Genomic DNA, 18859 nt, shown 5'->3' with positions numbered 1-18859 from the left:
GTTGGTTGCGGGGGTAGGATTTGAACCTACGACCTTCGGGTTATGAGCCCGACGAGCTGCCAGACTGCTCCACCCCGCGTCCGTCGAAGAAATGAATTATAAGGAGTAACCCGAACGCGTGCAAGCGTTTTCTGACAATTTCTTGTCGCCGCTTGTGGGGCCGGTACGGTGGGTGGGTGCGCTAGAATCGAGCGGTTTGTTTCGTCTCTTCGGCAGCGGGGCTGTGCGCGATCGCGTCGGCACCGTTGTGACTCTCATTACTGTATCGACGGATTCATGGACATCGCTCACGATCTGCAATCGATCGGCGCGCAGGAACAGGCGCTCGTGTTTCCCCATTTCGACCCGGCCCGCGCATGGGCGCTCGGCAACCGGATGCATGCGCTCGCGACGTCGCGCGGCCATGCGGTCGCGATCGACATCGTCACGTTCGGCCAGCCGCTGTTCTACGCGGCGCTCGCTGGCGCCACGCCCGAGAATGCCGACTGGGTGCGCCGCAAGCGCAACGTCGTCGCGCATTTCCGCCGTAGTTCGTACGCCATCGGCCTGCGCATGCAGCAGGCCGGCACCACGCTCGCGGACAAGCACGGGCTGCCGGTCGCCGAGTACTCGCCGTACGGCGGCTCGTTTCCGCTGATCGTGGCGGGCGCCGGCGTGATCGGTTCGATCACCGCATCCGGGCTGCCGCAGCGCGCGGATCACGAATTCGTCGTCGAGGCGCTGTGTGCGGAGCTCGGCCACGACTACGCGGTGCTGGCCCTCGCAAGGAGCTGAGCGATGCAACTGCCCGGTTACGCATGGCTCGCGATCGCGATCGTCGCGGAAGTGATCGGCACGTCCGCGCTGCGTGCGGCGGACGGCTTCACGCGCCTCTGGCCGTCGTTGCTCGTCGTCGCCGGTTACGGCATCGCGTTCTACTGCCTGTCGCTCACGTTGCGTACGATGCCTGTCGGCATCATCTATGCAGTCTGGTCGGGCGCCGGCATCGTGCTGATCACGCTCGTCGCGATGCTGCTCTATCGTCAGGTGCCGGATCTGCCGGCGGTGATCGGCCTCGGCCTGATCGTCGCCGGCGTCGTGGTGCTGAACCTGTTTTCGAAGATGCAGGCGCACTGAGCGTGCGACTGCCATTTGCCGGATGACCCTCATGACCGATTCCACTTCCGCTGCCGTTTCCGCCGAATCCGCCCAGCCCGACGTACGCGCGTATGTCGCGAACCGCATCGGCTTTCTCGAACTGAACCGGCCGAAGGCGCTGAACGCGCTGTCGGTCGGCATGATCCGGCTGATGCAACGGGCGCTCGACGCGTGGCGCAACGATCCCGAAGTCGTCGCGGTGGTCGTGCACAGCCCGCATCCGCGCGCGTTCTGTGCGGGCGGCGACGTGCGCTTCTTCCATGAGGCGTGGCAGCGCGACGACCGTGACGCGGTCGACACGTTCTTCATCGAGGAATACACGCTGAACCATACGATCTTCACGTATCCGAAGCCTTACATCGCGCTGATGCACGGCGTCGTGATGGGTGGCGGCATGGGGATTTCGCAGGCGGCGCGGCATACGGGCGGCCTGCGCGTCGTGACCGACTCGACGAAGATGGCCATGCCGGAAACGCGTATCGGCCTGTTCCCGGACGTCGGGATGAGCTGGTTCCTCGCGCGCACGCCCGGCGCGATCGGCCGCTATCTCGCCGTGACCGGCGCGACGCTCGACGCGGCCGGCGCGCTGTACGCGCAGCTTGCCGACGTCTACTTGCCCGATGCCGCGCTGCCCGCGCTGCTCGATACGCTGCGCAGCGCGCGCATCGACAACGGCGAGCAGGCCGTCGCCTGCGTGGCCGACGCGGCGGCCGCGCACAAGGTCGTGCCGACGCCCGACACGTCGGCGCTGGCCGACGCGCGCGCCGGGATCGACCGGCATTTCGCGCAGCCCGACATCGGCGCGATTCTCGCGTCGCTCGACGCCGAGCAGGATTGCGCGGCCGTCGACGGGTGGGTCGAGAAGGCGACCCATGCGATGCGCGAACAGTTGTCGCCGCTGTCGATGGCCGTATCGCTGGAAGTCGTCGAACGTGCACGCGGCGCGACAATGGCCGATTGCCTGCGGCGCGACCTCGATCTCACGCGCTCGACGTTCGCGCACGGCGACGTGATCGAAGGCGTGCGTGCGCTGATCGTCGACAAGGACCACCAGCCGGTCTGGCGCTTCCAGTCGACCGCCGACATCGATCGTGCAGACGTGCTCGCGATGTTCGACAGCCCGTGGACGCCGGACACGCATCCGCTGCGGAATCTGCAGGACTGACGTCGGACTGACCGAAGCACACGCTGGAAACGAAAAGGCCGCCTGCGCACGCAGGCGGCCTTTTTCATGGAGGCGACCGGCCCGCGGTCGACGGGCGTCGCGCTTGCGCCCGCGTTACTCGTCGCCTGCGTCGTCCGACATGAACGCGCGCATGAACACGAGTGCGCCGAAGCCCCATACCGCGTTCGCCGCGAAGCCGGCCGCGAGCACGGGCATCATGTTGCCCGACGGCCAGATGCCGCGCAGCGGATCGATCGCGAACACGCGGGCGGCCGTCAGCACGATGCCGCCGAACACCAGTGCACCGATCCACGATGCCTCACGTTCCGGCGACACCCGCAGCAGCCACGCCATCGGGACTGCACAGCATGCGCTGATCAGCGCATTCGCGACAAATTCAGGAATGCCGAGCGGCGCGAACGGTTGCGTGGAGAAGCCGGTTGCGGCGATCAGGTCGGCCGTATGAAGGAGTGCGAGCGTGGCCTCGCGGAAGAACAGGGCGGCCAGGAAGCCGGACAGGAATGGCAGGATGACTTTCTGCATCGATGAGTGCACCGCAGGCGCGCACGGCCGGGGCCGTCCGCGCGGAGTTATTCGGATAGGTGCGTCATTATAGGGCCCGCCCGCTGCGATATTCGCTCCAGCGTCGTGCTAATCACGAAAGCGGAAAACCTAAGCTCAAAAAAATCGTTCCAAAGCCCTGCACCGATCCCTAGACTGATTTCCCAGAAACAGCCGTGCAATCGCGTCCTCGCCCGCTGCACGGCCTGACCGGCGAGCCATCCCGATTCGAACGCACACCATGCATGCGCCGCTGATCCGCGACGCGAGCAGGGCGGTGTTTTTTTCAAATTCCGGCAAGGACAGTCAAGCAGGAGCAGCAAATGAATGTGTTCTGGTTTATCCCCACGCACGGCGACAGCCGCTATCTCGGTACGGCCGAAGGTGCGCGCGCCGCGGACTACGATTACTTCAAGCAGGTCGCGGTGGCGGCCGACACGCTCGGCTACGAGGGTGTGCTGCTGCCGACCGGCCGTTCCTGCGAGGATGCGTGGGTCGTTGCGTCGAGCCTCATCCCGGCGACGCAGCGCCTGAAGTTCCTGGTCGCGATCCGTCCCGGCATCGCGTCGCCGGGGCTGTCGGCGCGGATGGCCGCGACGTTCGACCGCCTGTCCGGCGGCCGCCTGCTGATCAACGTCGTGACGGGCGGCGATGCCGCCGAACTCGAAGGCGACGGCCTGTTCGCGGATCACGACACGCGCTACGAAATCACCGACGACTTCCTGAACATCTGGCGCGGGCTGTTGTCCGCGTCGCACGACAACGGCGGGTTCGACTACATCGGCAAGCATCTGCAATCGAAGGGCGGCAAGGCGCTGTACCCGCCCGTGCAGCGTCCGCATCCGCCGCTGTGGTTCGGCGGCTCGTCGCCGGCCGCGCATGAGATCGCGGCCGATCACATCGACACCTACCTGACCTGGGGCGAGCCGCCCGAGGCCGTCGCGAAGAAGATCGCGGATATTCGCGCCCGTGCGGAGGCGCGCGGCCGCAAGATCAAGTTCGGCATTCGTCTGCACGTGATCGTGCGCGAAACCGAGGACGAAGCGTGGCGCGACGCAGAGCGCCTGATCAGCCGCCTCGACGACGAAACCATCGCACGTGCGCAGAAGGCGTTCGCGAACATGGATTCGGAAGGCCAGCGCCGGATGGCCGCGCTGCACGGCGGCAAGCGCGGGGGCCGCGAGGCGCTCGAGGTGTATCCGAACCTGTGGGCCGGTGTCGGCCTCGTGCGCGGCGGCGCGGGTACCGCGCTCGTCGGCAATCCGGAACAGGTCGCGGAGCGCATGCGCGAATACGCGGATCTCGGCATCGAGACCTTCATCCTGTCCGGCTATCCGCACCTGGAGGAGTCGTACCGCTTTGCGGAACTCGTGTTCCCGCTGATCAAGGGCAACGGCGAGGCGAAGGCGACCGGCCCGCTGTCGGGCCCGTTCGGCGAGATCGTCGGCAACAGCTATCTGCCGAAAGCGGCCCAGAGCTGAGCGACGGGAGGCCTGCGATGACAACGAAAACGTCGACGACGGGCGCGGCCGTGGCCGCCCGCGCATGGCGCGGCGTCGCACCGTGGCTCGTGCCGCTCGCGCTGCTGGCGGCATGGGAAGTCGGCGCGCGCACCGGCTGGCTGTCGACCCGCGTGTTGCCCGAGCCCGTGGCAGTCGTCCGAGCGGCCTGGTCGCTCGTGACGTCGGGCGAAATGTGGGCGAACGTGAAGGTCAGCACCTGGCGCGCGCTGTTCGGTTTCGCGATCGGCGGCGGAGTCGGCCTCGCGCTGGGGCTCGCGACCGGCTTGTCGAAGGCGGCCGAGGTTGCGCTCGATTCGACGATCCAGATGATCCGCAACATCCCGGCGCTCGCGATGATTCCGCTCGTGATCCTGTGGTTCGGCATCGACGAGAAGGCGAAGCTGTTCCTCGTTGCGCTCGGGGTGTTCTTTCCGGTCTACATCAACACGTACCACGGGATCCGCTCGGTCGACGCGAACCTGATCGAGATGGCGAAGAGCTATGGCGTGCGCGGCTTTGCGCTGTACCGCGACGTGATCCTGCCCGGTGCGTTGCCGTCGATTCTCGTCGGCGTGCGCTTCGCGCTCGGGCTGATGTGGGTGATGCTGATCGTCGCGGAAACGATCTCCGCGCAGTCGGGCATCGGCTACATGACGATGAACGCGCGTGAATTCCTGCAAACCGACGTGGTGGTGGTCGGCATCCTGCTGTACGCGGTGCTTGGCAAGCTGGCCGACGTGCTGGCGAAATGGCTCGAGCGCGTGACGCTGCGCTGGCACCCCGCTTATCAATCAGGAGCAAAGGCATGAATGCGACGACTTCGGCGGCCGCCTATGGCCTGCTCGCCGGCGCAGACCTCGAGGCCGAACTGGCGCAGGCGCGCGTCGCGGACGGCGACGCACGGGATGCGGCGATCCTCGAACGTGACGGCAGTGCGTCCGTCGTTCCGCTTGCACGGCGGCGGGCAGGCGGCCCGGCACCCGACGATGCGGTGACGCTGTCGGGCGTCAGCAAGCGCTTCGGCGCGCGCACGGTGCTCGACAACGTCGAGCTCGGCATCGCGCGCGGCAGCTTCGTCGCGATCGTCGGTCGCAGCGGCTGCGGGAAATCGACGCTGCTGCGTCTCGTCGCGGGGCTCGAGCAGCCGAGCAGCGGCGCGCTCGTGACGCGCGGCGAGGGCGGCGGCGAACTCGATACGCGGATCATGTACCAGGATGCGCGCCTGCTGCCGTGGAAGACCGTGCTGCAGAACGTGATGCTGGGCCTTGGGCGCGGCGCGCGCGACCAGGCACGCGCGGTGCTCGATGAAGTCGGCCTGCTGGAACGCGCGAACGACTGGCCCGCGCAACTGTCGGGCGGCCAGCGGCAGCGTGTCGCACTGGCCCGCGCGCTCGTGCACCGGCCGCAATTGCTGTTGCTCGACGAGCCGCTCGGCGCGCTCGACGCGCTGACCCGCATCGAGATGCATGCGCTGATCGAGCGGTTGTGGCGCGAACACCGGTTCACGGCGCTGCTCGTCACGCACGACGTGCAGGAGGCCGTTGCGCTCGGCGACCGCATCCTGCTCATCGAGCAGGGGCGGGTGGCGCTGGATCAGCCGGTGCCGCTCGACCGGCCGCGCGCCCGCGCATCGGCCGCGTTTGCGGCGCTGGAGGATCGCGTGCTGAAACGCGTGCTTGCCGGCGGGCCCGGTACGGCCGGCCAGGACGCGACGCATGAGACGGATAACGTTCGACCGGTCGGGCAGATCCGCTGGGCCGTTTAAATCCGGGCGGCAACGGCCGCCCGTTGTGAGATCTTTTTCTTCGGAGCGATCAACCTGATGAGCATCACTGCAATCAACGTACGTAACCAGTTCAAGGGCAAGGTGAAGGAGATCATCCGCGGATCCGTGGTCTCCGAGGTCGACGTCGAGACGCCGTTCGGCATCGTCACGTCGGTGATCACGACCCGTTCGGTTGACGAACTCGAACTGAAGGTCGGCGCGGAAGTCGTCGCGCTCGTGAAATCGACCGAAGTGTCGATCGCGCGCCTCTGAGCCCGCGTGTCCAGCGCCGGTGCGGCGTCGCGGGCAAGCTGCCCGTTGGCGCCGCCCGGCATTTCCGTAGCGCGTTTGCCTTGGTATTCGACGTCCGGACGAAGTGCTAGGATGGAGCGACAACGATGCCGGAGGCCAACGCATGACCCCCATCCTTTCCCCCGAAGCCATCGAGGCGCTGAAGTGGATCGACCAGTTCGGTGAAAGCCGGCCGGTTCCCGCCGTGTTCGACGACGTCGTCTACGCGTTGCTGAACGAGGGGCTGATCTACCAGGCGGCGGCCGACCGGGTCGACCTGACGGCCGATGGCAAATCCTTTTTATCCGACGAATACGATTGAGCGCACGGCGCCGGCCGCGCGGGCGGCCCGGCGCTGCGTCGCCACGGAGCGTGCGATGGAACCGAGAGGCAGCGACCTCGGCGATTTCAGCGAGCCGTACCGCGGCTTCGAGATCGAGGTGAAGACCGAGCAGGTCTGGGACGGCGAGCACGCGCATTACCGCGTGCTGCAAGGCGATGCCGTGCGGATCGACTGGCGGCTCGTCAAGGTCGACGGGATGCTGCTGACCGAACGACGCGTGATCGAGCGTGTGCTCGACGAGGCGCGGCGGGCCGTCGATACGGAGCTCGGCGAAGGGTAGCCTGCGTGCCGGGCAGGCACGGACCGTCTTGCGGTAAAATACCGGGTTGTTCCCGCGCCGTCTGGCCTGTTGCCCGAAATCCATGTCCGTACCGTCCTCGCTTCCTCCCCGCCGCGTATCCGTCGCGCCCATGCTCGACTGGACCGACCGCCATTGCCGGTCGTTCCATCGGACGCTGACGCGCGACACGTGGCTGTATACGGAGATGATCACGACGGGCGCGCTGCTGTTCGGCGATGCCCAGCGGCATCTCGCGTTCACGCCGAACGAATCGCCGGTTGCGCTGCAGCTGGGCGGCAGCGAGCGCGACGACCTCGCGCGTGCCGCGAAGCTCGGCGAGCAGTGGGGCTACGACGAAATCAACCTGAATTGCGGATGCCCGTCCGAGCGCGTGCAGCGCGGCGCGTTCGGCGCGTGCCTGATGAACGAGCCGCAACTCGTGGCCGACTGCGTGAAGGCGATGAGCGATGCGGTGTCGGTGCCGGTCACGGTCAAGCATCGGATCGGTGTCGATGCGGTCGAGGACTACGCGTTCGTGCGCGACTTCGTCGGCACGGTGGCCGAGGCTGGCTGCAAAACGTTCGTCGTGCATGCGCGCAATGCGATCCTGAAGGGGCTGTCGCCGAAGGAGAATCGCGAGATCCCGCCGCTCAAGTACGACTATGCGTATCAGTTGAAGCGCGATTTTCCGTCGCTCGAGATCGTCATCAATGGCGGCATCACGACGCTTGACGAAGTCGCGCAGCATCTGGAGCATGTCGACGGCGTGATGCTCGGCCGCGAGGCGTATCACAACCCGTACGTGCTTGCGGAGGTCGATGCGCGCTTCTACGGATCGACCGCAGCGGTGCCGACGCGCGAAGAGGCCGAGGCGAAGCTGATCGAATACTGCGCGGCCGAACTGAAGCGCGGGACTTACCTCGGCGCGATCGTGCGGCATGCGCTCGGACTGTATCGCGGCATGCCCGGCGCACGCGGCTGGCGTCGTGTGCTGTCCGACAACAAGAAGCTCGCACGTGCCGATCTGGCCGTGTTCGACGAGGCGCGCGCGCATCTGAACGAGGCCGAAGAAGTTTTTGAAAAAAAAGCTTTGCAAGATTCAAAAGTGTTCGTATAATCTTGTTCTTCGCTGCTGAAACACAAAAGCAGCGAAGAACAAAAGGCAGTAACAGTGGTGGCTGTAGCTCAGTTGGTAGAGTCCAGGATTGTGATTCCTGTCGTCGTGGGTTCGAGTCCCATCAGCCACCCCAAAGAATGCATTAACAAAACAGGCGCTTAGGCGCCTGTTTTGCTTTGCACGGTATGAATTTCGGAACGGAAAACGCAATTTCGGAATTCACTCCGTCGCGTCAGCAGCTTTCACCTTCCGTCGATCGTAGTGCCGATGTGTTGTACCCGGATTCGCATGTGCTGCGAAATCGTATGCATCAGCATCGCGATTCGCGAGCTTCGTTGTAATTGCGGCCGGGCGAATATCCTGTAAAGAGAAGTAGTCGGGGTGCTTTGTTAGCATCAGTTCCATGCCACCCTTGACCGGTCGATTGATTCGATTCGCGATTCGCTGCGCGGCCTCCCGCATCTTCTTCACCTCAAACTCCTTCGCGATCTCAGCGTCGTACGACCCGATGTAGCCATACATCGCGTCTTGCCAGACCGACGCCCATCCACTCTTCGAATACATCTGCCCCTTGCGGTTGGGAAAGAGGGATAGGCTGTCGACCTTGCAACCGCGTTTCGCGCGTTCGACTACAGCATGCAACCTCGGCGACCAGTGCCGAAGCTTGACCGTTTGCGCCTCGCCTTTCTTTCTCTTTGCCCCGACCACGTGCACGCCAGCGTCCGTGAGTCCGGACATGTGATATGGGCGTACCTCCGCGGCGCGGAATCCAGTGAGATAACAGAACATAGCGGCGAAGCCCATCGTGCGATACGCTTGGTCTTGCCGGAGCGACCAGACATAGAAGCGAAGCACCTGATGCCGCTCGATCGCTCGGACGTCCTTCTCTGCCTTGTTCTGCATCATCCCAACGAATGGATTGCCCTTTATAAGCCCCCAGCGGATCCAGTAATTGCACATCGTCGACATGAGCGCCATGTCCTTGTTGGCGCCGATCGGTGCGCCGGCCTTCGCGCGCGTCGAGAAACTGGTAACCGTGGATGCTTTCGAGCCGCTGCGGTGCCATGCGGCCGAAGAAGAGAGTCAGACGATCGTAGGCGGAGTTGCGGACAGCTTTGCCATCACGCGACTGGTCGCGGAAGTGATCAGGATCTACCTCATCGCGAAACCGCTCGATGGCTTGACCGACCGATCCCGCAACGATTGTGCCTTCCTGAATGTCCAGTGCGCGACGTTTTGCCGTGCGCTCGGCGACGACAAGGGCCGCGCGATCACCACGCGGAGCTGTGGAAAGCGTCTCGGATCGACCGTCCGGATACTTGTACCAAAAGGAGATTTTCCGGGTGCCGGTCCGCTTGTATAGTCGGTCAACACCAGTTGATTCGTACTTAGCAGAACGCTTGGAGGTTAGGGCCGGCATCGTGTCGTGTTGTTTGTGTTTTGGTGGCGAGGCCGAGCTTCTGGTCGCGGTATGCGCGTGCGACTTTTGGTAGGCCAGTCTTGTCGACGACGAAGCGCCAATGGTTCAGCTCAAGCCAGCGCGACATTGCTGCGCGCTGATTCGGTTTGCAGCCGACGAGGTCGACCAGCTCGTGGGCGGTGAGATAGTCGCTCATGCTACGATCCCCGTGTCTCAAAAAGGCGTTGAAGCGATACAGAAAAAATTTGTGATGCGCGGGTACGAGATGAACTGCGAACCGCGCGTGACGGAGGACGGCAAGTTTGCCGCCCAGGTCGAGGTAACGAAGTTGGGTTTCAGTCGAGAAGCTGCGTTTCGACAGCTTGGCGAATTCGCGACGGAGGCAGAGGCGGTCGAGTACGCGAAGAACTTCTCAGTGGAGTGGCTTAGCCGCTACGGATAGCATGAATCGAATGACCTCGCGGGCCAAGGCCATTGCACCCATATTCGATATGGGAGGCGCAGCAAACGCAGCACGGCTCTTGTGTTCCGTACCCGGACTCGCACTGATTATCCCGAGGGTTGCATACGCATGCGGTGACGGTAGCTGTGCGGCAGGTCTTGCGGTTGACTTGATTCTCGGATTGGCTGCGATCTGGCTAATCTTTAGCACCTTCATGTTCTGGTGTTTTAGAAAGTATCGGATGCGCAAGCGACTCGGATTGACGCTGCTGATCGCTTTTGGACCGCTAATTTGGCTCGCGATTGTGTTTCTGGTGGAGTTGTTTCAAGACCAATTCAATTGAGGCTTCCGGCGACACCTTAAATGCGCACCGCGTCTGCGTCTTGTCGCCTTCGAGCATGGCTCGTACCATGGAGCCCCAAAAAACATCGGGGATTCACACATGAGTTGGCACCGTGGAGATTGGCTGGCATTCGCTCAGGCGGCGGCATCGACGATCGCAGTTGCCGCTGCATTTGGCGTTGTATTTGTGCAGCATCAAATGCACGTCCGTCATACAAATCGGGTCGCTGAACGTGAGAGGTTGCGGGACCGCTACCAAGCAGCGACGTACGCGGAAGCACTCCTTCAGAACGCGATTGACTGTGCTGTTCCGGCTCTCCATGACATTGAAATCGTGTCGCGGCGGTCCACCCTAAACGGCCAAGTCGTTTTTGACGCGTCTCGGCTGGACAAAGCGTCGGATGCACTGGGGCAAGCTATACATAACAGGTTGCCTTCGGAAATAACAAACGCAGTTTTGTCGGCGTGGATGGCGGCCCAGCTGCTTTGTCACGCGCTTCATAGGACAGAGGAAATCCCAACGATGAACATCGAGAAGCTTTTGGCGTATTGCCGCGAACAGTACTCGGTGCTGAATTCGTCATTGGAAGTGGTGCACAATTCGAAGGCAAAGTGGGAGAGGCGGTTGAATGCGGGTTAGCCGGCTTCGACGGAGGGCACGAATCCGTTGGCATTCGCCAACACGATGCATTCCGCCCGCCCGTCCGATGATGGCTGTTGGGGCTGGTTGGTTTCGACCTCAGATTCTCGCTGCTCAAGGAAATTGACCAAATCATCGTAATCCGTGTTGTCCCACACAGCTCCGATGCCGCTGCACTCCGCGCAGCCTGCACCGAGATCGCATTGAAGAATCTCGCTGTACGGATATTCGCCTACCGGGTGGCCGTCCTCCGACTCGTAGCAGCCCGAACAGGTGCGCCAGAAGCCTTTGCCGCTCGTCAGCGCCTCGTGCACGTTCGACAGCTCTACGGCCGGCGCTGCTTCGTGCTGCTCGACAGCGGATGCGGCGAGGTGATCGATTACCCGCTGCAGTCGATCCCATCGAATGCGCCCGCTGTCGTCGCGGGCTTCGCGGCACGAGCCGAGATACGTTTGCTCGGCGCGCAAGCCTTCAATCAGTTGTTTCGTATCCATAGATGTCGCCTCTGTTCCAATACGTACGGCATTTAGAAATTTCATCGAGAAATAGACTGGACGCGGTGCGCGTTACATACTGCTGATCTCTCTAGGAGATCAGCCCTGTATGAATTCGTTCTTCCACTTCACGACCGTAATCCTTGAACCCAAGAGCATCATTCGACCTGGCAATTGGGGCTTTTTCCTGAGGACATACGACATCCGCAATCAGGGGCACGCCATGATGTTGGCCAGCGAAATGGTGCTGGAGCAGATCAGGCAAGCTTCGTTTCCCGATAGGCCGAGTCGACTCAATTGCAACTACGTCTTCGACGATGAGCAGATTGCACGGCAACAGCGCCCCGTGAACTTTGGACTTCATTTCCGTCTTTACGAGGTTCGACTCGTCGACAAAGCCCAGAAAACGCATCGTGCGGCGTTTAACCTTCTCAACGCACGGTTTCCCAATCAAGGCGTGGCCTATTTGCCTTATGCCGAAGACCTTGCGCATCGCTATTGGGGCGGCTCGGATATACAGATTCCTGAAGTGCTGACCGAGTCGCCTATCGAGATCGTGAAAGCTCTCGATTGACGGTCGAGTCATATCCAATACCCATGTCTGATCCAAACCCTTCATGACCGCCTCACAATTGAACCGCTTTGCGTTCGCGCTGTTTGCGGACTGATGCGGCGCGCGCCTGCGAGCAGTCCAGAAACTTGCGGATCTCGGTCACGGTCGCTCGCACGGTTCCTGCTGCGATCGCATTCGTGACTCGGGCAACGTCGGCGGGCTGCACGACGACTGGAAGGTGAAGCAGGAGCGCCGGCTCCGCGGCGGCCGGCGCGACCGGCGGCGTTACGGTCACAACCGGCACGACGGCGTTACTTGCGGGCGTGGCTGGCGTTACCGGATCGGCGTGACTTCCATGCTGGGCTGGCGTTACCGCGATTTCAGTCACGGCATCCGGGCGCAGCACGAGCATCCAAGCGAAGCAGGCAATAGCCTCAAGCACGCCCGCGAAAGCCAGTCCGGCGATCAGGTCGGCGCGTGCGGCGGTCAGGCCGCGACGTGCACGAGCCGGCGTTCGTGTGCGAAGTTGACGCGGGCCAGCGCTTTGGCCTGGAGCGGCGAAACGCTGTTGCCGCACATGCGGATCTGCGCGGTTGCAGTGAGCGGAATGCGGGGGATAAGCCGCGGATCACCTGGCACCTGCACGCCATCCTTGAACAGCAGCTTTGGGTCCGGAATTTCGTGGATGATGTAGTTGCTAGGGAACGACTGTGCTCGGTACAGCTCGGGCGCCTTCAGCATGCGCAGTGTGATGTCGACGAGTACCCACCAAGCATCGGAATGGAACATCAGCACCATCTCGACCTGCTCCGGAAACTGCTCCGGAAGGTGCAGGCGCATCAGATCGGCGCAGAGGCGTGCATTCTCGCGGTGTTCGGGCGACAGGCAGTCGGTAGGTACCTGCATGGCTTGCACGAGCCCCATACGGTCCTTTGTCGGAATCGTGTGCATCGGCTCAGTCAGGTCCTGCCACTGTCCGCCCTCGCTGTAGTACTTGACCAGGTAGGCAGTGACGAGGCGTTGATTCGCGCCCTTTGATGCAATGGTCGACAGCGGTGCGGTCGCGGGCCGGCCGTCGTTTTCCTCCCAGAATCCACCGTTTGCCTGCTCGAAGAATGCTGCCGACAGTGCCTGTTCGCCACGATTGGCGCCGGTAATGGTTGGGAGTGGCGAGTCCGGATGCGTACCCGGGCGCTCTCCGTGGTGCGTCACGTGCATCAGATGCGCTGCGACGATGCCGAGCGGTGCGCTGCCTCCGGGCCGCTTCTGGAAGCTGTTCGCCGTTACGGTCGGCATGGGATCGTTCATCGACGCGCCCGAGCTTCCGGCCCGGAATTTCGTGATGTGTTCTGCGACGACAGCTTGCTTCACTCCGCCGGCGACAGCCGTGCCGAGCGGCTGCTCGATGGATTGCGTACGCGGCTCTTGGCCTATGCGTTCGCCATAACCGACCGTGATCAGGTGGGCACTCGCCAACGCATGATGTGTGCCGCTAGCCGTAACGGTCGCCGTCGGTTGCTCGACGCTTCGCGCACCGAGATGTGACTCGCTAGTACCACGCATCTGAACTAGCGTGGGGGCTACGACGGAGAAGTGGCCGCCCTTGACCTGGGCGCGGATGGTCCGCATTGGTTCATCGGCACGCATGGTCCGCTGATTGCTGGCGTTCGCATGCTCCGTCATGAATGGCGTGGAGACGCTCGAATTATTAGCGCCGCCGGCGTGCTGCGCGGGGATGATGAAGGGTGATGAGCTCGCGAGAACATGCTTCCACATGCCTTTTGCAATGCGGCGCTCGGTGTTCGATACGAGCGGCTTCTTTCGGCCGAAGATGCTGCTTGCTTTGATGCTGAAGTCGATGCACTCGGCTGCCGTACGGTAGGGAGCAAGCATCCCCGCAAGAACTTCGCGCGAGGCAGGTTCGCCATGCTCCGGTTCGGAGAATTCGATCGGCAAACCGTCGCGGCGAGCGACGAGGAACAGACGTTTGCGGATCGTCGGCGCACCGTTGTCGCATGCGCGCAGTTCACGCCAATCCACGTCATACCCATGTTGCGGGAGCTGTCGCACGAAGCTCTCGAAAGTCTTGCCCTTACGCTTCGGATCCGGGCGTGCCGTGCCATCCGGCTGGACGATCAGTGGCCCCCAGTCCTGAAATTCTTCGACGTTCTCGAGCATCAGGACACGCGGCTTTGTGAGTGCGGCCCATCGCATTCCAACCCATGCCAGCCCGCGGATGTGTTTCGAGACAGGCGTGCCACCCTTTGCCTTCGAGAAGTGCTTGCAGTCCGGCGATAACCACACTAGGCCGACCGGGCGATTGCCGGTAACTTCGATCGGGTCGACGTCCCATACCGATTCACACCGGGGATGTGTGTACGGATGGTTTAGCGCGTGCATTGCGAGCGCTTCGGGATCGTGGTTGATGGCGATTTCGACCGGGCGACCGAACGCCCATTCGAGGCCAGTGGAGGTTCCGCCGCCGCCGGCGAAGTTGTCGACGATCAGTTCGCTGCCGAGGTCGAGCGGCATCGTGAAGTTATCGCGCTTCATGGGATCTCTGTCGGGAAAAAGGCCGGGCGCCGGACTGGCCGCCCGTGAAATGCTATTGCCAGGGGAAATTCGAAAAGAAGCGGGCGCTATACAAGCCGCCCACAAGAAAAAGCCACGCATCCGAGGCAACGGAGTTTGCGCGGCTTGAGGGTATGGGGCGTGCTACGATCACAAACTAAACAACTAAGGGGCATGCAGATGAAACACGAATTTGTCGAGGGCGATTACACAGTTGCCGTAACCGCGAGCCCCGATGATTCACAGGACGAGGGGAAGCGGTTTCGCGCTGATGTTGTGATTCGCCGGACGGGAACAGACCACGTCATAAATTCATTTATTCGATATGTAGCGGCTGCTCGGGGAACTCTCAGGCTCAAGGACGCGATATACCACGGGGTGCGTGAGGCACGTCAAAACATCGAGGCCGGATTCCCTCGAGATTGAATTTCGAGAATGGCGGCAGAGGATATGCCACTGAGCGATATATCAGCCATGCTACGATTCGCACCAAAACAAACGAGGGTGCGATGAAAAATTGGAAAACGGTATTAGCAGTGATCGCCGGGATCGCTGCCACGATTATCATTTCCGGATTCGGTGCGACATCCGCTGGCACACGCCCTTACAGCCCTGAACTCATGGCTGCCTGGGTTCAGGCAACTGGGGCCATCGGTGCGATTCTCGCGTCTGGCTGGCTCGTGAAATGGCAGTTCGACAAGCAACGGGCGCTTCAAATCGCTGACCAGCAAGAGAGTGTTCGTATTCGCGCGATGCATCTGATCGCCATTGCCAACGAGGCATTGACGACTGTCAATCTCATGGTCTCGAGCTTCTCCAGCGACGCAGACGCGGATCTGTTCCTGAAGGAGGAGCATGATCCAAATCGTATTGAAGTCATTGGGCTTGCATTGCGCGAGATCCCTGTTCTTGAGCTGCCGTCGACAGAACTCGTGTTGCCGGTGATCATGCTACGGTCAGCCTGCGAGCGCATCTCGGATGCTTCTCGCACACTATCCGAGATGAAAGTGCAATACCTTGGTCAGCACTATCCGGAGCGAGTGAACACGCTTGAACATAAGGTTCTCGTCGAACAGGCTGGATACGTTGACAACGCGAGGCATCAAATCGTTGCCTATGGACGGCAGAGAAAGCTGATCTAGCCCCGCAATATGATCACATGGCTGATTGGAAAAAGAAGGGCGCCAATTGGTGCCCCCTTGAATGCCGCGCGGACCGAGATAAGCCACACGGGTATGCTCCGTTTGATCAGTAAGGCATGCGGTGCGGTTCGGCCGCGCGGCGCCGTTTGCCACCAACGCTCCTCGACGCCTGGTTTGTGAGCGGTGTACACGCGGCTGAGCGGGCCCTTGTCACGCAGGAAGGCCCATTCCCTCTAGCTGCCCGCGCGGTGCGCGAAGATCGTCTTCATAGTGGAACGAGTTGTTCAGCTCTTGCTAGCATCTGGTGTGCCCTGGCAGATCATGATCTGCTATTGTTTCTTCGGGGAACGGTTTCCGGCGACTGTGTCCGCTGGAGAGCGCCGTACTATTGGATGTGGTGAGACCTCTAATGGAGATCGGTGATGTGGCGCAATGAATCGTACAAGGGCTTTTTAATCAACGTCCTGCCAGTGCTGAAACACAATCCGGAGCCAGGGCAACAGGTCCCATACGGCTATACGGGGTACGTGAACCGTCCTGGTGCAGTCATTGCAGTGGAGGCGAACATTCGTCGTTTCACTCATCCGTCGGCTGATTTTCCCAACGAAGCGATGGCGGCTCAGGCTGCGTTTGAAGAGGGGCGATCGATCATCGACCGAACGCATTCGGAACTCACCATAGACGGTCTTTGACCGTATGACCGTCGATATACCGAGCGCGTGACTCGTTCGTCGAACACCACTCAAATAGGAAACTTCCGTGAGCGACACTGAAAAGCGATTGGCCGCATTGGAGATAGCAATCAAACATGTTTTTGAGCAGTTGCCTTCCGGCTATCTGAAAGCAGCACGCCAAGAAATCGACAGCAAAATTGCGAATTGGCAGGCGACCCCTGTTCCTCAAAGGACGTCGATAACGCGGTCAAACGCCATGCAAACGATGGCGGAGTTCAATCCGAATGCAGATCAGCAGGCTAAGGAGCGACAGGCCGCAGGGGATTCACTGACGCGAGCTCGCGAGTTGATCTCTCAACACGTCTACGAGCTCGAGTACAACGGATACAGTGTTGACTTCACGCCACTGGACTGTGGGAATGGGGAATTCGGAGCCCGATGGTCTATGCGAAATAATCACCCGAATGCGGATGGCTTGCCGATGAACAGTGGCGACCTTGGGCATCGTGGCTCGAAAGGGGAAATGGCCAGTCTCGGGGAGAGGGAAGCGAAGCGCTGGATCGATGAAAAGTAGTTTGGCTAAATAAGAAAAGGGCGTCCAGAAGGCCGCCCATCAAAACGCCGCGCAAGGTCTCAGGGCGCGCGGCGGTTAAGCAACCAACAACGTCGGGCGCCACTCGGTGCCGCGCACGATCCGACCGACCGGCTCGAGTACGAGCACCTCGGATTCCTTTTCGCCGCGCACGAGAGCACTGCCGCGCTTCTGTGCTTTCTCGAGCGACGTGTGACGCTTCGGCTTGCAATATCTGCCGACGGTCACGAACAGTGGTGCGCGTGCACCGACCGGACCGAGCGTCAGCTCGTCGATGCGCGCTTCGAGCGTCGCGGCGTTTGCGCGCCAGGTATCGGCCTTGGCAACCGCAGCGTCGCGCTCTGCCGTCAACGTCTTGATGACCTCCAGCAGATCAGACACTCGAACTTCGGCGTCGACTACATCATCGGCACCGCCGTCCGGCACAACTGGACGTGCGACGCATGGGAAGTTGGCAGTGACGGGCGGCTGCACAAGTGCCACCTGAGCCACAGCGAGCGGCTGCTGCTCAGCCGAGTAGGTGACTTCAGGTTCAGTTTTGGCGGCCGCAGACGCTCGCGCGCAACTGCGACATCCACTATCCGCATTTCGCCGACCTGGTCGCCGGCCGCCGGCCGTTCCCCGCGACCAAGCTGCACCTGTTCTGCATGTTCACGGGCTGCGACTACCCGCGGCAGTGGCTCGCGATTCAGGAGCGCAAGGCGATCGAGGAGTGCCGCCGGCTCAGCAATGAAGCGATCGGCGAATACGTCCAACAGGCGTTCGGACAGCGTCAGGCGGCAGCATGACGGTGACGCTCCGCAACCGCGATGTCGGCAAGCTCTTCGCCCGCAAGCTCGGGCGCCCCATGACCTACCTTGGCATCGTCGAGGAAAAGCACCTTTTCATCTTTCGCGATCCCCCGCAGGACTATCTCGCATTCCGTCCGGACCAGCTCTGGATGCTGGAGCGAGTGCGGCCGGAAGCTGCTCACATCGACAACCAGAAGGAGGGGAGCTGATGTCGATGCGGTCGGCGAAACGTGCGCGGTGCGATCAATTACCCAAGGTCGAAATCGGGTGCGTTCTCAAGGTATCCGCGGCTTTCCCTTTCGCAGGTAAAGCTCGCCTGGGTGAGGAGAATGTGAGCTTCTCCGACACAGGCGCGAATCGTTTTCAAGCGCCGCTTGCGAGTGGAACTGTCGGAGTGACGATTCTGTTCTTCGACACGGAGATACGTGATCGCAACATGCAGTCTGTCTTTTGCCCCTGCAATTTTTTTTGCGCAGTTATCTGGGAGGGCGATAAGAGACCTAAGTTCATCCGTCGAGCATATGTCAAGCTCGTCGAGCTTATCCGCGTACATCTTGAATTTATCGGGCGCGGTGTCGACTTGCAGTGCTGCCTCGGCCCACTGCAGGACTCTGTTGACCGAGTTGCAAGCGATTCCGATCCGGAACGTAAGTCCGGCTGCAGCCAGGGACGCTTCGAGGCTTTCAGCGCGAGCCTTTCTTCGGCTGTCTCGGAACGCGACGTACAAAGCAACGACTACCGCGCCGCATGTGCCGATCGCAGTTGCGACGTCCCAGAAGTCTTTGGTAGATCCGCTGGCGCGCGCCGTGATCACCCAAATTCGGTGGAGAGCAAAAAAGGAAATACCGATCATGAGCGCTGCAAAGGCAAGTTCGATGATTTCCCACGCGCGTTTCATGATTTCCCCGGTTTTGATTTGGGGCGATCGTAGCATGACCGCGCTTCGATACCGCGGCGCGCCCACTTGGGAACAAGCTGGTGTGGAAAGTGTGCTGATGCCCGCGAAATCATTTCTGCATCATCCAGGCCGATGCGAG

27 protein-coding genes, 2 tRNA genes and 1 pseudogene are annotated in these 18859 nt (G+C 61.8%); 21 read left to right on the top strand and 9 right to left on the bottom strand.

Annotation, left to right across the window (positions count from 1 at the left end; translation table 11 throughout):
• Positions 1–2 precede the first annotated feature (2 nt).
• Positions 3–79: transfer RNA gene (locus G3N61_RS05710), tRNA-Met, on the bottom strand.
• 197 nt (positions 80–276) lie between these two features.
• Between G3N61_RS05710 and G3N61_RS05705 the strand changes: the two genes are divergently transcribed.
• Genes G3N61_RS05705 through G3N61_RS05695 form a run of 3 tightly spaced genes read left to right on the top strand, consistent with a single transcriptional unit; the run spans position 277 to position 2302 of the window.
• The gene (locus G3N61_RS05705; protein WP_043182665.1) at positions 277–774 is read left to right on the top strand and encodes a heme-degrading domain-containing protein; all 498 of its coding nucleotides are present in this window, start codon (positions 277–279) and stop codon (positions 772–774) included.
• Between the two features lie 3 nt (positions 775–777).
• Entirely contained in the window at positions 778–1116 is a 339-nt protein-coding gene (locus G3N61_RS05700) for a multidrug efflux SMR transporter (protein ID WP_011351857.1), read from the top strand.
• Between the two features lie 31 nt (positions 1117–1147).
• The gene (locus G3N61_RS05695; RefSeq protein ID WP_205821826.1) at positions 1148–2302 is read left to right on the top strand and encodes an enoyl-CoA hydratase/isomerase family protein; all 1155 of its coding nucleotides are present in this window, start codon (positions 1148–1150) and stop codon (positions 2300–2302) included.
• Between the two features lie 114 nt (positions 2303–2416).
• Here the strand turns inward: G3N61_RS05695 and G3N61_RS05690 are convergent, their stop codons facing one another.
• On the bottom strand, positions 2417–2845 hold the full coding sequence (locus G3N61_RS05690; protein WP_043182670.1) for a hypothetical protein: 429 nt from the start codon (positions 2843–2845) through the stop codon (positions 2417–2419).
• A 341-nt stretch (positions 2846–3186) separates the two neighbouring features.
• Here G3N61_RS05690 and ssuD point away from each other — a divergent pair, with 341 nt between their 5' ends.
• The 8 genes from ssuD (at position 3187) to G3N61_RS05650 (ending at position 8294) form a co-directional block, all read left to right on the top strand.
• A complete protein-coding gene (gene ssuD / locus G3N61_RS05685; RefSeq protein WP_043182672.1) occupies positions 3187–4344 on the top strand; it encodes an FMNH2-dependent alkanesulfonate monooxygenase in 1158 nt (385 codons plus the stop codon).
• Positions 4345–4361: 17 nt separating this feature from the next.
• The gene (gene ssuC, locus G3N61_RS05680) at positions 4362–5174 is read left to right on the top strand and encodes an aliphatic sulfonate ABC transporter permease SsuC (protein WP_043182674.1); all 813 of its coding nucleotides are present in this window, start codon (positions 4362–4364) and stop codon (positions 5172–5174) included.
• Positions 5171–6130, top strand: coding sequence for an ATP-binding cassette domain-containing protein (locus G3N61_RS05675; RefSeq protein ID WP_205821825.1), 960 nt, complete (start codon positions 5171–5173; stop codon positions 6128–6130). The genes ssuC and G3N61_RS05675 overlap by 4 nt, the downstream gene beginning before the upstream one ends.
• A 57-nt stretch (positions 6131–6187) precedes the next feature.
• Entirely contained in the window at positions 6188–6403 is a 216-nt protein-coding gene (locus tag G3N61_RS05670; protein WP_006476104.1) for a TOBE domain-containing protein, read from the top strand.
• Between the two features lie 142 nt (positions 6404–6545).
• Positions 6546–6743, top strand: a complete 198-nt coding sequence (locus G3N61_RS05665) for a hypothetical protein (protein WP_089425274.1) — start codon at positions 6546–6548, stop codon at positions 6741–6743.
• 55 nt (positions 6744–6798) lie between these two features.
• Positions 6799–7044, top strand: a complete 246-nt coding sequence (locus tag G3N61_RS05660; protein WP_043182680.1) for a hypothetical protein — start codon at positions 6799–6801, stop codon at positions 7042–7044.
• 130 nt (positions 7045–7174) lie between these two features.
• Positions 7175–8161, top strand: a complete 987-nt coding sequence (gene dusA, locus G3N61_RS05655) for a tRNA dihydrouridine(20/20a) synthase DusA (protein WP_241017608.1) — start codon at positions 7175–7177, stop codon at positions 8159–8161.
• A 57-nt stretch (positions 8162–8218) separates the two neighbouring features.
• Positions 8219–8294, top strand: a tRNA-His gene (locus tag G3N61_RS05650).
• A gap of 86 nt (positions 8295–8380) precedes the next feature.
• Here G3N61_RS05650 and G3N61_RS05645 read toward each other — a convergent pair.
• On the bottom strand, positions 8381–9130 hold the full coding sequence (locus tag G3N61_RS05645) for a hypothetical protein (RefSeq protein WP_205821824.1): 750 nt from the start codon (positions 9128–9130) through the stop codon (positions 8381–8383).
• Between G3N61_RS05645 and G3N61_RS05640 the strand changes: the two genes are divergently transcribed.
• On the top strand, positions 9114–9524 hold the full coding sequence (locus tag G3N61_RS05640) for a hypothetical protein (RefSeq protein ID WP_205821823.1): 411 nt from the start codon (positions 9114–9116) through the stop codon (positions 9522–9524). The genes G3N61_RS05645 and G3N61_RS05640 overlap by 17 nt on opposite strands.
• Before the next feature lie 25 nt (positions 9525–9549).
• On the opposite strand, the gene G3N61_RS05635 is transcribed toward G3N61_RS05640, so the two are convergent.
• Positions 9550–9777, bottom strand: a complete 228-nt coding sequence (locus G3N61_RS05635; RefSeq protein WP_205821822.1) for a DUF4224 domain-containing protein — start codon at positions 9775–9777, stop codon at positions 9550–9552.
• A 36-nt stretch (positions 9778–9813) separates the two neighbouring features.
• On the opposite strand from G3N61_RS05635, the gene G3N61_RS05630 reads away from it, so the two are divergent.
• The 3 genes from G3N61_RS05630 (at position 9814) to G3N61_RS05620 (ending at position 11005) form a co-directional block, all read left to right on the top strand.
• Positions 9814–10023, top strand: a complete 210-nt coding sequence (locus G3N61_RS05630; protein ID WP_205821847.1) for a hypothetical protein — start codon at positions 9814–9816, stop codon at positions 10021–10023.
• Between the two features lies 1 nt (position 10024).
• Complete coding sequence (locus tag G3N61_RS05625; protein ID WP_205821821.1) at positions 10025–10366, top strand: hypothetical protein; 342 nt, start codon at positions 10025–10027, stop codon at positions 10364–10366.
• A 99-nt stretch (positions 10367–10465) separates the two neighbouring features.
• Positions 10466–11005, top strand: coding sequence for a hypothetical protein (locus G3N61_RS05620; RefSeq protein ID WP_205821820.1), 540 nt, complete (start codon positions 10466–10468; stop codon positions 11003–11005).
• Here G3N61_RS05620 and G3N61_RS05615 read toward each other — a convergent pair.
• Positions 11002–11499, bottom strand: a complete 498-nt coding sequence (locus G3N61_RS05615) for a hypothetical protein (RefSeq protein WP_205821819.1) — start codon at positions 11497–11499, stop codon at positions 11002–11004. The two genes, G3N61_RS05620 and G3N61_RS05615, sit on opposite strands and share 4 nt — an antisense overlap.
• A gap of 109 nt (positions 11500–11608) precedes the next feature.
• Here G3N61_RS05615 and G3N61_RS05610 point away from each other — a divergent pair, with 109 nt between their 5' ends.
• A complete protein-coding gene (locus tag G3N61_RS05610; protein WP_205821818.1) occupies positions 11609–12073 on the top strand; it encodes a DUF2441 domain-containing protein in 465 nt (154 codons plus the stop codon).
• Positions 12074–12125: 52 nt separating this feature from the next.
• On the opposite strand, the gene G3N61_RS05605 is transcribed toward G3N61_RS05610, so the two are convergent.
• Both G3N61_RS05605 and G3N61_RS05600 read right to left on the bottom strand, forming a co-directional pair.
• Positions 12126–12464, bottom strand: coding sequence for a hypothetical protein (locus G3N61_RS05605; RefSeq protein WP_205821817.1), 339 nt, complete (start codon positions 12462–12464; stop codon positions 12126–12128).
• A 74-nt stretch (positions 12465–12538) separates the two neighbouring features.
• Positions 12539–14605 (bottom strand): DNA cytosine methyltransferase, encoded by a 2067-nt coding sequence (locus G3N61_RS05600; RefSeq protein WP_205821816.1) that lies wholly within the window; start codon positions 14603–14605, stop codon positions 12539–12541.
• Positions 14606–15045: 440 nt separating this feature from the next.
• Between G3N61_RS05600 and G3N61_RS05595 the strand changes: the two genes are divergently transcribed.
• The 3 genes from G3N61_RS05595 to G3N61_RS05585 all read left to right on the top strand — a co-directional run bounded on the left by G3N61_RS05595 (position 15046) and on the right by G3N61_RS05585 (position 17013).
• Entirely contained in the window at positions 15046–15765 is a 720-nt protein-coding gene (locus G3N61_RS05595; RefSeq protein ID WP_205821815.1) for a hypothetical protein, read from the top strand.
• A gap of 422 nt (positions 15766–16187) precedes the next feature.
• Positions 16188–16457 (top strand): hypothetical protein, encoded by a 270-nt coding sequence (locus G3N61_RS05590; RefSeq protein WP_205821814.1) that lies wholly within the window; start codon positions 16188–16190, stop codon positions 16455–16457.
• A 67-nt stretch (positions 16458–16524) separates the two neighbouring features.
• Entirely contained in the window at positions 16525–17013 is a 489-nt protein-coding gene (locus tag G3N61_RS05585) for a hypothetical protein (protein WP_205821813.1), read from the top strand.
• Positions 17014–17088: 75 nt separating this feature from the next.
• On the opposite strand, the gene G3N61_RS05580 is transcribed toward G3N61_RS05585, so the two are convergent.
• Positions 17089–17505 carry a hypothetical protein gene (locus G3N61_RS05580; protein WP_241017603.1) on the bottom strand — a complete coding sequence of 139 codons (417 nt, stop codon included), beginning with the start codon at positions 17503–17505 and terminating at the stop codon, positions 17089–17091.
• A gap of 74 nt (positions 17506–17579) precedes the next feature.
• Between G3N61_RS05580 and G3N61_RS05575 the strand changes: the two are divergent.
• Positions 17580–17819: pseudogene (locus G3N61_RS05575) on the top strand (hypothetical protein); the annotation flags it as partial.
• Positions 17816–18031, top strand: a complete 216-nt coding sequence (locus G3N61_RS05570; RefSeq protein WP_205821812.1) for a hypothetical protein — start codon at positions 17816–17818, stop codon at positions 18029–18031. The pseudogene G3N61_RS05575 and the gene G3N61_RS05570, both read left to right, overlap by 4 nt.
• Positions 18032–18069: 38 nt before the next feature.
• On the opposite strand, the gene G3N61_RS05565 is transcribed toward G3N61_RS05570, so the two are convergent.
• Positions 18070–18720: a hypothetical protein gene (locus tag G3N61_RS05565; RefSeq protein WP_205821811.1), complete on the bottom strand. Its 651-nt coding sequence runs from the start codon at positions 18718–18720 to the stop codon at positions 18070–18072.
• Positions 18721–18859: the final 139 nt, after the last annotated feature.

Origin of the sequence: Burkholderia sp. Ac-20349, from assembly GCF_017104865.1 — a bacterium.
GTDB lineage: Bacteria > Pseudomonadota > Gammaproteobacteria > Burkholderiales > Burkholderiaceae > Burkholderia > Burkholderia aenigmatica.
Note: the sequence above shows the minus strand (reverse complement) of the source record. Positions and strands in the feature narration are given on the sequence as shown.

Excerpts from the sequence above, each read along its gene's own strand:
- G3N61_RS05705 (WP_043182665.1), top strand. The coding sequence starts at position 277 with ATGGACATCGCTCACGATCTGCAATCGATCGGCGCGCAGGAACAGGCG.
- G3N61_RS05700 (WP_011351857.1), top strand. The coding sequence starts at position 778 with ATGCAACTGCCCGGTTACGCATGGCTCGCGATCGCGATCGTCGCGGAA.
- G3N61_RS05695 (WP_205821826.1), top strand. The coding sequence starts at position 1,148 with ATGACCGATTCCACTTCCGCTGCCGTTTCCGCCGAATCCGCCCAGCCC.
- G3N61_RS05690 (WP_043182670.1), bottom strand. The coding sequence starts at position 2,845 with ATGCAGAAAGTCATCCTGCCATTCCTGTCCGGCTTCCTGGCCGCCCTG.
- ssuD (WP_043182672.1), top strand. The coding sequence starts at position 3,187 with ATGAATGTGTTCTGGTTTATCCCCACGCACGGCGACAGCCGCTATCTC.
- ssuC (WP_043182674.1), top strand. The coding sequence starts at position 4,362 with ATGACAACGAAAACGTCGACGACGGGCGCGGCCGTGGCCGCCCGCGCA.
- G3N61_RS05675 (WP_205821825.1), top strand. The coding sequence starts at position 5,171 with ATGAATGCGACGACTTCGGCGGCCGCCTATGGCCTGCTCGCCGGCGCA.
- G3N61_RS05670 (WP_006476104.1), top strand. The coding sequence starts at position 6,188 with ATGAGCATCACTGCAATCAACGTACGTAACCAGTTCAAGGGCAAGGTG.
- G3N61_RS05665 (WP_089425274.1), top strand. The coding sequence starts at position 6,546 with ATGACCCCCATCCTTTCCCCCGAAGCCATCGAGGCGCTGAAGTGGATC.
- G3N61_RS05660 (WP_043182680.1), top strand. The coding sequence starts at position 6,799 with ATGGAACCGAGAGGCAGCGACCTCGGCGATTTCAGCGAGCCGTACCGC.
- dusA (WP_241017608.1), top strand. The coding sequence starts at position 7,175 with ATGCTCGACTGGACCGACCGCCATTGCCGGTCGTTCCATCGGACGCTG.
- G3N61_RS05645 (WP_205821824.1), bottom strand. The coding sequence starts at position 9,130 with ATGTCGACGATGTGCAATTACTGGATCCGCTGGGGGCTTATAAAGGGC.
- G3N61_RS05635 (WP_205821822.1), bottom strand. The coding sequence starts at position 9,777 with ATGAGCGACTATCTCACCGCCCACGAGCTGGTCGACCTCGTCGGCTGC.
- G3N61_RS05625 (WP_205821821.1), top strand. The coding sequence starts at position 10,025 with ATGAATCGAATGACCTCGCGGGCCAAGGCCATTGCACCCATATTCGAT.
- G3N61_RS05620 (WP_205821820.1), top strand. The coding sequence starts at position 10,466 with ATGAGTTGGCACCGTGGAGATTGGCTGGCATTCGCTCAGGCGGCGGCA.
- G3N61_RS05615 (WP_205821819.1), bottom strand. The coding sequence starts at position 11,499 with ATGGATACGAAACAACTGATTGAAGGCTTGCGCGCCGAGCAAACGTAT.
- G3N61_RS05610 (WP_205821818.1), top strand. The coding sequence starts at position 11,609 with ATGAATTCGTTCTTCCACTTCACGACCGTAATCCTTGAACCCAAGAGC.
- G3N61_RS05605 (WP_205821817.1), bottom strand. The coding sequence starts at position 12,464 with ATGCTCGTGCTGCGCCCGGATGCCGTGACTGAAATCGCGGTAACGCCA.
- G3N61_RS05600 (WP_205821816.1), bottom strand. The coding sequence starts at position 14,605 with ATGAAGCGCGATAACTTCACGATGCCGCTCGACCTCGGCAGCGAACTG.
- G3N61_RS05590 (WP_205821814.1), top strand. The coding sequence starts at position 16,188 with ATGTGGCGCAATGAATCGTACAAGGGCTTTTTAATCAACGTCCTGCCA.
- G3N61_RS05570 (WP_205821812.1), top strand. The coding sequence starts at position 17,816 with ATGACGGTGACGCTCCGCAACCGCGATGTCGGCAAGCTCTTCGCCCGC.
- G3N61_RS05565 (WP_205821811.1), bottom strand. The coding sequence starts at position 18,720 with ATGAAACGCGCGTGGGAAATCATCGAACTTGCCTTTGCAGCGCTCATG.